Origin of the sequence: Dyella sp. (assembly GCF_035486915.1) — a bacterium.
Classification (GTDB): Bacteria; Pseudomonadota; Gammaproteobacteria; order Xanthomonadales; family Rhodanobacteraceae; genus Dyella_B.
The window spans coordinates 1-10,490 of sequence record NZ_DATHMR010000009.1 but is presented as its reverse complement, the minus strand read 5'-3'; the positions used below and the strand labels follow the sequence as shown (position 1 = coordinate 10,490).

The window sequence follows — 10,490 nt, the reverse complement described above, 5'->3', positions numbered from 1 at the left end:
ATCGACGCTATACACCTGCGTAAAGCCATGCGCAGCGAAGCGTTCGGCTACGCCGCGGCTGGAAATGCCGTGATGGCACATGAAGGCGATCGGGGTGTCCTTCGGTAACGCGGCGAGTGCGCTGCCTTCTTCTTCGAGAATGCGTGCCTGCGCAAGCGGCGCAGCAATCTGACGACCTTGTGCCGGACGCGTATCGACCAACGTAATGTTCTTGGCGGCGAGGCGCTGCTGCAGTTCCTGCACGCTCATCGAGCGGATCTCGTTGGCGTTGGGAAACTTCAGGCTCAGGCCTTCGCCCTGCATGGTGGACACCCAATCGATCACGATGCCTTTCGCACGCTGTGCACTGGCAGGATCGAAATGCACTTCGATGCCGTTGGCGTTGACGACGATGTCGTGTTCGTTGCCCGGCGCGAGCTGGAAGCCGGCGCTGTGGTCCGGGCCGATTTCCAGATGCAGCGCGAGACCTTGTGCATTCTCGGTGCCTTGACGAATCGCTTCGGCGGCCTTATCGGTAATCGTGATTTCCGGCGGTGTACGATCCGGCGCTGCGGCGCCGAACAGCTGATGCAGTTCGCCGCTGCCATACATCTGATGAATGATGTCGGCGCCGCCGACCAGTTCGCCATCGACGTACAGCTGCGGAATGGTCGGCCAGTTGCCGAACTGCTTGATGCCTTCGCGGATTTCCGGATCTTCCAGCACGTTGACGGTGTGGTAATCGGGCAACAGTTCGTTGAGCGTGTTGGTGGCCGCGGCGGAGAAACCGCACATCGGCTGAGAACGGGTGCCCTTCATAAACAACACCACGCGGTGGTCTTTGAGCAGGCTTTCGATTCGTTCGCGGGTGGGGGTGTCGAGGGACATGCAAAGGGCTCCGGGGAAGAGGGGCATTGTATCCCCTACATATGCAGGCGGCGGAGGCGGGTTCAAGGTTTTTGATGCAGCTCCCCCTGTAAGGTAGGGAGCTGCGGCTTTTCGCTAGGTTGATTGACCCCTCCCAACCTCCCTGCGCGCAGGGGAGGGGCAGGTGGCTCTTATGCTGCCGGACGCAGGTCTTCGAGGTCGCGCTTGTTGCGGGCCAGCGGTGCAAGCGCCAGGGCGGCGGTGGGCGAGGGCATCACCAACTCGCGGCTGGCGCGTCCCAGCGCGGTAGGCTGTTCGCTCCAGTGGATCAGTTCCATCGAGCCGGCGTCGTCCTCGACCAGAGCTGTGCAATGTTCCACCCAGTCCCCGTCGTTGAGATACACCACGCCGTCGATGGTGCGAACCTGTCCGTAGTGAATATGGCCGCAGATATGGCCATCGAATCCGCGTTCGCGCGCATCGGCAGCCACGCGTTCTTCGTAAGCGCGAATGTAGGCCAGCGCCTGGCCGATATGCGATTTGACGATGATCGACAGCGGCAGATACGGCAGCGCCATGCGACGGCGCCACGCATTCACGCGGCGGTTGCTCCAGCAGATGAAACGATGCATGGCCTCGCCGATGTGCAGCATCCAACTACGGCCAATCTGCTCGGGATCGAATTCGTCCCCGTGACTGACCCGGTAGCGGCGTCCGTCGGCGCCTTCGTGGATGGCGTCCAGTTCGATGCGCACGCCGCAGATGGTTTGTCCCACCATGCCGCGCAGGGCGGCATCGTGGTTGCCCGGTATGTAAGTAACCTGCACGCCGCGGCGTGCCATATCCAACACTTCGGCGATTACGGTGCCGTGGTCCGGATGCCACCAGCGGCGGCGGCTCAGGGACTCAAGATCGATGATGTCGCCCACCAGGTACAGCTTCTCGCACTGCAGATTTCGCAGGAAATCCAGCAGGTAGGAAGCCTTGCAGTCAGGTGTGCCCAGATGAACGTCGGAAATGAAAACGCTTCGGCAGCGAAGGATGGCCATGGCGTTGTTCCCCGGTTGTGTGCCGGGACCACAGTCTCGAACTCCAACGTCACCGTGCGATGGCGAAATGGTTGCAGGATGATTGCCGTGAGCGTTTTAAGGCTGATTTCAGCGTAGCGCGCCGCGCACGACCGGTTCGATGGCATCCGTCCACAGGGCGTACTGCGCCGAAGAGGGGTGCAGCCCGTCGGCGGCGACGAACCAGGGATGGGTGCGGGAAATGCCGGTGATATTCACGAAATGGGCGCCAGCGCGGATGGTTTCGTCCCGCCCGATCGCATTGAAAACATCCAGGTCGTGACTGATCTTGGCCACGTCGCGACCGCTGGCGTGTCCAAAGGGCGTCACACCCCAATCGGGAATGGACACCACAATCAATCGTTCTGGGCGGTCGTTCGCCAAGGCGACAGCACGCATCAGCAGCGTATGAAACTGCACGCGGTATTCGCCAGCCGACCGTCCACGATATTGGTTGTTGACCCCGATCAACAGCGTGACGAGGTCGTAACCGGGCTCAAGATGCGCCTGATCCATGGCGGCGGATAGCTCATCCGTCGTCCAGCCTGTCACGGCGATGATGCGCGGATCGTCGATCGCGACACCGTGACTACGCAGCTTTTGCACCAGTTGCATCGGCCAGCGCGCTTTCTCGGCAACATCTTCACCGATGGTGTAGGAGTCGCCGAGCGCCAGATAGTGAAAAGGCATATCAGGCAAGTGCAGCCGCTGCGCGCGGGGTTTCTTCCGCGGCCATGCGCTCGAGCACGCGTTCCATGCGCACGAACACTTCGCTCAGCTGCGCCGGTTGCGGCAGCAGGGTGAGGCGCAAGTGGCGGCTAGTCGGCACGTTGAAACTCGAGCCTGGCACGACGAGCACGGATTCTTCTTCCAGCAAACGCAACGCGAATGCATCATCGTTGAAGTTCGCCATGCGATCGCTGCGGATGCGCGGGAACGCGTACAGTGCGCCGCCCGGTGTGACGAGATCGAGATACTTGCTCACCGCCACACTGTCGAGCACCGCTTTGCGCGCGTTGTGCAAGCGTCCGCCCGGTGCGGTGAGTGCGGTGATGGTCGGCGTATCTTTCAATGCAGGAATCACCGCCCATTGCGCTGTGACATTCGCGCAAAGGCGCAACGCGGCGAGCAGCTGCAGTGCATCGCGATAGTCGTGCGTGCGTAACGGATCGCCGGACAGGCTCAGCCAACCCACACGATAGCCGCAGGCGCGATGCACCTTGCTCAATCCACCGAAACTGACGCACGGCACGTTACCCGCCACCTCGGCGAGGGGTTGGAACGGTGTGTTGTCGTAAAGAATCTCGTCATAGATTTCGTCGCACAGCAACAGCAGGCGATGCCGTGCGGCAATCTCGACAATCTGCTCCAGCAGCGCGCGCGGATACACCGCGCCGGTAGGATTATTCGGATTGATCAGCACCAATGCACGCGTGCGCGGCGTAATCAGTGCCTCGATCTCTTCCGGATCGGGCATATGACGATGTTCGGCGAGGCAGCGGTAGTATCGGGGCACACCGCCGTTGAGAATGGTCGCTGCGCTCCACAACGGATAGTCCGGGCTGGGCAGCAGCACTTCATCGCCTTGCTGCAACAATGCGCGCAGGCTCAGATCGATCAGCTCGCTGACGCCGTTGCCGATAAAAATGCGTTCGACTTCCACATGGTGCGCGCCACGTGCACGCTGTTGCGCCGCGATAGCTTCGCGCGCTTCTTCCAGGCCCTGTTCGTGGCCGTACGCTTCGCTCTCATGCAGATGCGCGGCGATAGCTTCGCGCAAGTGATCGGGCACGGTAAAACCGTAGCGGGCCGGGTTGCCGATGTTGAGCTTGATGATCGGCTGACCGGCAGCCTCCAGCTCGCGAGCGCGACGCGTCAGCGCGCCACGGATTTCGTAGCGCACTTCTGCCAGATGCGCACTGGGTTTGATCGGGGCCAACGGGTACGTCCTTCTTCATTCGCGAAAACCCGGCATCCGCCGGTTCAATGGGATGCTAACAGCGTTAGCCAGCCCATGGGAGGCGCCCGTGGGCTGGAAACATGGCAGACGACGGGCGGCCCTTACACATGCATAATCGGACTATGAGCGATGCCCAAACCATCGAACAGCTTCGGCACATCGGCTGGCGCGGCCAGTCGTTGCCGGGTGAAGGACGGCGACTGGCACGTGTCGTCGCACAGCACCGCGCTGGCTATGAGCTGCATGACGGCGTTCAGACCTTCGGCGCCCAGCCGGCCGGCCACTTTCTAAAACGCGGCCTCGATCCGGCAGAACGGCCGGCCGTGGGCGATTTTGTCGAGATCGAGCCGGGCAAGCCGCCGCATATCGCCATCGTTCAAACGCGTCGCACCGTGCTGTCGCGTGCGGCGGCGGGTGAGCGCTACGAACGGCAGGTGATCGCGACCAATATCGACTACGTGCTGGTGCTGACAGGCTTGGACGGTGATTTCAATCCCGCACGCATCGAGCGGTATCTCTCGCTCACCGAGGGCTCCGGCGCGCAGCCGGTGATCATCCTGAGCAAGCTCGATCTCAACGATGACGCGCGGGAGCGCATGGAAGAGTTGCGCGGGCGGTTGCCTAACGGCACGCCGATTCATGCGATCAACGGCAAGGACCCGACGAGCGTTGCAACGTTGTCGGCCTATCTGAAGCTGGGCGACAGCGCGGTGCTCGTAGGTTCCTCCGGTGCAGGCAAATCCACGCTCACTAATACGCTGCTGGGCAGCCAGCACATGGCAACCAGCGCCGTGCGCGAGCACGATAGCCGCGGTCGCCACACTACGACGTATCGCGCGCTGCTACAGCTACCGAGCGGCGGCTGTCTCATCGACACGCCCGGCATGCGCGAACTCAAACTCACCGGCGAAGAAAATCTCGATCTCTTTGCCGACATCGAGGCGCTCGCCGAAAAATGCCGTTTCGCCGATTGCGGTCACGGCAGCGAACCCGGTTGCGCCGTGCAGGCCGCGCTGGACGAGGGGGAGCTCTCGCAAGAGCGCTGGCGCAATTACCTGAAGCTCCGCGACGAACGCGAAGAGCAGGCGGCCATGCTCGAATCGCGCCTGCGTCGCCAGCGCGGCGGACGGCCCGCCACAAAGCCACACAGTCCACGCGGTTCACGTGAGAGGGAATAACGATCTGTTAGTCGATCAGAGTGCCAAGCCTATGGAGATGCGCCGTATCTCTTCGCGATTGACGTCGTTCTACAAGAAGACCTTTCCGGTCATTTGGTGCGGCGCTGTGATGATCGTCGCTGTGGTGGCCTGGGTGCTTGTCCATGCAGGCAAGCAAGGCGCGTTGATGTTCCTGATTTTCCCGCTGCTGATGGTCGTCATTGGTTATGCGCTTTACCGCAATCTTGTTGCCGATGTGGTCGACGAAGTCTGGCTGGAAGGCGATGCGGTCATCGTGAAGAATCGCGACGAGCTTGCGAAAATTCCGCTCAGCGACGTGACGGACGTGAACGCAAGCACCATGACGAATCCGCGGCGCATCACGCTAACGCTGCGAAGCGACACGCGCTGGGGGCGTCGCATTACTTTCATGCCAGCGGTCGAATCAGTTAGTTTCACCTATAGCTTCAAACCTGATCCGATAGCGACGGAACTTACCAGTCGCATCGACGCTTTACGGACATCCGCAACATGAGCACCTCCACCGACGCACCTGCCACCATTCCTGCCGGACTTGAGTGCTACGCCGCACTCGACAAGCGGCTTCTCGCGGCGGTACGCGGCATCAATATCCTGTCGACAGTGAGCTGGCCCGCGTCGCTCGAAGACCGCATGATCGAGGAGTACGGCAAAGGGCAGTACAGCTTGCCGGAAGTGAGCTACAAGGTTCCGGATTTTTCCGAAGTGCGCAAAGAGCTGGTGGCGATCGAAGATGAAGCTAGCGATGGCGATCCACTTGGCGAGTATCTGCGCCGCACCGCCGAATCGTGGCGCATTGCTGCGGAAATGCTCGAAGCCGTGGGTACTGCGGGTGTTACTGCACCCTCGATTCAATTGTATGGACGTCCCGGCGATTCGATTCCTGGCAGTGACCGCAGCAATCTCGATGCCGCGAAGTATTTCGTGGAGCTATCCGATGAGCTCGGCGCCGATCTCCAGGACGACGACATTACGGCGAGCATTCCCTCCGACGTGCTGCGTGGCGATCTCGCCAAGGCGCTGGATGACTTTTTCGGCCCCGGCGTGATTGCCGTCGAAGTCGACAACGATCTCACCGCGAAAGCCGCCGCCGGTGCGACGCGCATTCGCTTGCGCGGCGGTACGCGCTTCAGCCAGTACGACCGTCATCAGCTGCTCAATCACGAAGCTTATGTGCATTCGCTCACGGCGTTGAATGGACGCGCCCAGCCGCTGCTGGCTTCGCTTGCACGCACATCACCACGCGTCACCGCCACACAGGAAGGTTTGGCTGTGTTTGCGGAACTGATGTCCGGCGCGATCGATATCGCTCGCCTCAAACGCATCAGCCTGCGCATTCTTGCGATCGACATGGCGCTCAACGGTGCCGATTTCGTCGAGGTCTATCGCTTCTTCAACCGTTGCGGCCAAAGCGTGGCGGACAGCTTTCACTCCGCACAGCGCGTGTTCCGCGGCGTGCCGCTGACTGGCGGCTCGGCGTTCGCCAAGGACAACGTGTATCTTTCCGGCTTGCTCGATGTCCACACCTTCTTCCGCTGGGCGCTGAAAGAGCGCCGCATGGATCTGCTGCGTTACCTGTTTGCGGGCAAGCTCACCTTGCAGGACGTGATGAATCTGGAGCCGCACTTCATCTCCGGCGCCCTAGTCTCACCGCGGTGGTTGCCGCCGTGGATGCAGCATGTGCACGGCCTGGCAGGCAAGCTGGCCTTCTCGCTTTTCATCAACCGCATTCGCATGTCCAAGGTGGAGGCGGAGACGCTGTCGGCCGGGGTGTAAATCCGCGCTTTACGGCGTTGCTCACCTACACAGCGGGCGCCCGTGGTGAAGGCGGCCGGGTGCTACCATGCGCGAATCTCGCTTCGGCGACCCGAATTCTCCCTTTCGATACGTATCAACGCATCCGATGGCTCATTCCGACGACTTCCGTAAAGCCGCACTCGATTACCACCGCTACCCGCGTCCGGGCAAGATCAAGGTCTCGCCGACCACTTCGCTGCTGACCCAGCGCGACCTGTCGCTGGCGTATTCGCCGGGTGTGGCCTATGCGTGCGAGGCCATCGTCGAAGATCCCCAAGCCGCCAGCGAGATGACGGCGCGCGCCAACCTCGTCGCCGTTATCACCAACGGTACCGCCGTGCTGGGCCTGGGGGATATCGGCCCGCTCGCCGGCAAGCCGGTGATGGAAGGCAAGGGCGTGTTGTTCCAGAAGTTCGCGGGTATCGATGTATTCGACATCGAGCTGGCCGAACGCGATCCGGACAAGCTGGTCGACATCATCGCTTCGATGGAGCCGACCTTCGGCGGCATCAACCTGGAAGACATCAAGGCGCCGGAATGTTTCATCGTCGAGCGCAAGCTGCGCGAGCGGATGAAGATTCCGGTGTTCCATGACGATCAGCACGGCACCGCCATCATCGTGGGCGCAGCGGTGGTCAACGCGCTGGAAATCGTCGGCAAGAGGATTCAGGACGTGAAGCTGGCCACAGCCGGCGCGGGCGCGGCGGGTATTGCGTGCCTGGACATGCTGGTGGCGCTGGGTCTGAAGCCGGAAAACATCCTCGCGTACGACCGCGAAGGCGTGCTGTACACCGGCCGCGATCACTTGGATCCGGACAAACAGCGTTATGCGCGCGACACCAAAGCGCGCACGCTGGCGGAGATCGTCGAGGGTGCCGATATCTTCCTGGGCCTTTCCGCGGGCGGCATTCTGAAGCCGGAGATGGTCGCGGCGATGGCGGACAAGCCGATCATCCTCGCGCTCGCCAACCCGACGCCGGAAATCCTTCCCGAAGAGGCGAAGAAAGTGCGCCCGGATTGCATCATCGCGACCGGTCGTTCGGATTACCCGAATCAGGTCAACAACGCGCTGTGCTTTCCCTACATCTTCCGCGGTGCGCTCGACGTGGGCGCCACAGGCATCAACGAAGCGATGAAGCTTGCCTGCGTGCGCGCGATTGCCGCGCTCGCGCAAATGGAATCGGGCGATCTTGCGGGTGCGTATGGCGGTGAACCGCCGACCTTCGGGGCGGAGTACCTCATTCCGCGTCCGTTCGATCCGCGCCTGCTGGTGATGCTGGCTCCTGCCGTCGCGCTGGCCGCGATGGAGTCGGGTATTGCCACGCGTCCCATCACCGACATGGATGCGTACATCGAGAAGCTCGCGCAGTTCATCTATCGCACGGGTCTCATCATGAAGCCGGTGTACGAGCGTGCGCGCGCGGATCGCAAGCGCGTGGTGTACGCCGAAGGCGAAGAAGAAACCGTATTGCGCGCCGTGCAAACGGCCATCGATGAGAAGCTGGCGTATCCGATCCTGATCGGCCGCCCGGACGTGATCGAGAGCCGTATCGAGCGCCTGGGCCTGCGCATGCGGGCAGGTGTCGATTTCGAACTTACCAACATCAACGACGACCCGCGATTCAACGAATACTGGCAGACGTATCACGCACTGACCGAGCGTCGCGGCGTGTCGCCGGCGGCTGCGAAGAACTTGCTGCGTTCCCGTCCCACGCTCATCGCCGCTATCATGGTGCAGCGTGGCGAAGCTGACGCCATGATCTGCGGCCTGGTCGGCCGTTATCACAAGAAGCTCGGCTACATTCGCAGCGTGTTCGGCTTGGATCCAGGCGTGTCGTGCACGTCCGCGATGAGCGGCGTGATCAACGACAAGGGAACTTGGTTCTTCCTCGATACGCACGTGCAATGCGATCCCACGGCCGAGCAGATCGCCGAAGCGACGTTGCAGGCCACGTATCGTCTCAAGCTCTTCGGTGTCGAGCCGAAAGTCGCGCTGCTTTCGCATTCCAATTTCGGCAGTCACGAGAATGCCAGCGCCGCGAAAATGCGCGAGGTGTACAAGATTCTCCGCGCCCGTGCACCCAAGCTGGAAATGGACGGCGAAATGCAAGCCGACACCGCGTGGGACGAAGCGCTGCGTGAGCGCATCTTCCCCAACACGACGTTGAGCGGTCGCGCCAATCTGTTCGTGATGCCCAACCTCGATGCGGCCAACATCACCTACAACATGGTGCGCGTGATGACCGATGGCGTGGCCATTGGCCCGATCCTGATGGGCGTGGACAAACCAGCGCACGTCCTCACGCCTGCATCGACCGTGCGTCGTGTCATCAACATGACGGCCATCGCGGCCGTGGACGCACAGATTCGTGCCGCACAGAGCGAACGCGCCAGCTGATCGTTGTGCAGTGCACTAGGGCTATCGCACGGCTGCCTATTTCTCCATGAGAGAAGGACTTCAGCCGTGCGCATACGTATGTAGTCCTTTTCAATTGGCGGGATCGCCGCGCGGCAGCTAGAATCGGAAGTCTTAGCTCGTCCAGCGGCGCCCTCGCCACGCGGTTCTGTTCCGTGCCGGCACGTTGCCGCCGAACCGATGCAACGGTTTCGTCGCCTCCCCAGCGACGCGCATCCACCGCAAGGCGGCGCCGGGCGCCGCGGAGACGTTCCATGGATCAGATCGACGATATCCTCCACCAGGACCTCGACCCCACCGAAACCCAAGAATGGGTTGAATCGCTCAGTGCCGTCATCAATCGCGAAGGCACCGAGCGCGCGCATTTCCTGTTGGAAAAGCTGGTCGATTCCACGCGTCGTTCGGGCGGCTATCTGCCGTTCGATCCGACCACCGAGTACGTCAACACCATCCCGCCGCATATGGAAGCAAAGATGCCGGGCGATGGCGCGATGGAATGGCGCATCCGTACGCTGATTCGCTGGAACGCGATGGCGATGGTCGTGCGCGCCAACCGCAAGCCTGGCGAATTGGGTGGCCATATCGCGAGCTTCGCCTCGTCGGCGACGCTATATGACGTGGGCTTCAACCATTTCTGGCGTGCGCCGAGTGCCGATCATCCGGGCGATCTCGTGTTCCATCAGGGCCATTCCAGCCCCGGCATCTATGCGCGTTCGTTCCTGGAAGGTCGCATCGGCGAAGATCAGCTCGATCTCTTCCGCATGGAAGTGGCCGGTCACGGTCGCGGCCTGTCCTCGTACCCGCATCCGTGGCTGATGCCCGATTACTGGCAGGTGCCGACCGTGTCGATGGGCTTGGGCCCGATTCAGGCGATCTATCAGGCGCAGTTCTGGAAGTATCTCGAACACCGTGGCCTTATTCCGAAGTCCGATCGAAAGATCTGGTGCTTCATGGGCGACGGCGAAACGGACGAACCCGAATCGCTCGGCGCCATTGCGCTGGCCGGTCGCGAAGGTCTGGACAACCTCATCTTCGTTATCAACTGCAACCTGCAGCGTCTCGACGGTCCGGTGCGCGGCAACGGCAAGATCATCCAGGAACTGGAAGGCGTGTTCCGCGGCGCCGGCTGGAATGCCATCAAGGTGGTCTGGGGTTCGTACTGGGATCCGCTTCTGGCGCGCGATACCAAGGGCGTGCTGCGCAAGCTG

The 10,490-nt window shown here is 61.7% G+C and carries 8 protein-coding genes and 1 pseudogene; 5 read left to right on the top strand and 4 right to left on the bottom strand.

All coding sequences use genetic code 11. The annotated features are described in order from the left end of the window. From grxD to VK725_RS00730, 4 genes are all read right to left on the bottom strand, one after another. On the bottom strand, positions 1-867 hold an 867-nt coding region (gene grxD, locus VK725_RS00745; protein WP_325316158.1), incomplete at its 3' end, for a Grx4 family monothiol glutaredoxin. Between the two features lie 170 nt (positions 868-1,037). Next, on the bottom strand, positions 1,038-1,895 hold the full coding sequence (locus VK725_RS00740; RefSeq protein ID WP_325316157.1) for a UDP-2,3-diacylglucosamine diphosphatase: 858 nt from the start codon (positions 1,893-1,895) through the stop codon (positions 1,038-1,040). Positions 1,896-2,003: 108 nt separating this feature from the next. Next, on the bottom strand, positions 2,004-2,603 hold the full coding sequence (locus tag VK725_RS00735; protein ID WP_325316159.1) for an SGNH/GDSL hydrolase family protein: 600 nt from the start codon (positions 2,601-2,603) through the stop codon (positions 2,004-2,006). Position 2,604: 1 nt separating this feature from the next. Further along, positions 2,605-3,852 carry an aminotransferase class I/II-fold pyridoxal phosphate-dependent enzyme gene (locus tag VK725_RS00730; RefSeq protein WP_325316156.1) on the bottom strand — a complete coding sequence of 416 codons (1,248 nt, stop codon included), beginning with the start codon at positions 3,850-3,852 and terminating at the stop codon, positions 2,605-2,607. A 143-nt stretch (positions 3,853-3,995) separates the two neighbouring features. On the opposite strand from VK725_RS00730, the gene rsgA reads away from it, so the two are divergent. The 5 genes and pseudogenes from rsgA to aceE form a co-directional block, all read left to right on the top strand. Next, entirely contained in the window at positions 3,996-5,051 is a 1,056-nt protein-coding gene (gene rsgA / locus VK725_RS00725) for a ribosome small subunit-dependent GTPase A (protein WP_325316155.1), read from the top strand. Between the two features lie 37 nt (positions 5,052-5,088). After that, positions 5,089-5,565, top strand: a complete 477-nt coding sequence (locus VK725_RS00720; protein WP_325316154.1) for a hypothetical protein — start codon at positions 5,089-5,091, stop codon at positions 5,563-5,565. Further along, positions 5,562-6,845, top strand: a complete 1,284-nt coding sequence (locus VK725_RS00715; RefSeq protein ID WP_325316153.1) for a flavohemoglobin expression-modulating QEGLA motif protein — start codon at positions 5,562-5,564, stop codon at positions 6,843-6,845. Before VK725_RS00720 ends, VK725_RS00715 begins: the two co-directional genes overlap by 4 nt. Positions 6,846-6,972: 127 nt before the next feature. Next, entirely contained in the window at positions 6,973-9,264 is a 2,292-nt protein-coding gene (locus VK725_RS00710; protein WP_325316152.1) for an NADP-dependent malic enzyme, read from the top strand. 272 nt (positions 9,265-9,536) lie between these two features. Then, a pseudogene (aceE, locus tag VK725_RS00705) lies at positions 9,537-10,490 on the top strand (pyruvate dehydrogenase (acetyl-transferring), homodimeric type); the annotation flags it as partial.

What these genes read in the sequence shown, in the direction of transcription:
- VK725_RS00740 (WP_325316157.1), bottom strand. Translation starts at nt 1,895, where the DNA reads ATGGCCATCCTTCGCTGCCGAAGCGTTTTCATTTCCGACGTTCATCTG.
- VK725_RS00735 (WP_325316159.1), bottom strand. Translation starts at nt 2,603, where the DNA reads ATGCCTTTTCACTATCTGGCGCTCGGCGACTCCTACACCATCGGTGAA.
- rsgA (WP_325316155.1), top strand. Translation starts at nt 3,996, where the DNA reads ATGAGCGATGCCCAAACCATCGAACAGCTTCGGCACATCGGCTGGCGC.
- VK725_RS00720 (WP_325316154.1), top strand. Translation starts at nt 5,089, where the DNA reads ATGCGCCGTATCTCTTCGCGATTGACGTCGTTCTACAAGAAGACCTTT.
- VK725_RS00715 (WP_325316153.1), top strand. Translation starts at nt 5,562, where the DNA reads ATGAGCACCTCCACCGACGCACCTGCCACCATTCCTGCCGGACTTGAG.
- VK725_RS00710 (WP_325316152.1), top strand. Translation starts at nt 6,973, where the DNA reads ATGGCTCATTCCGACGACTTCCGTAAAGCCGCACTCGATTACCACCGC.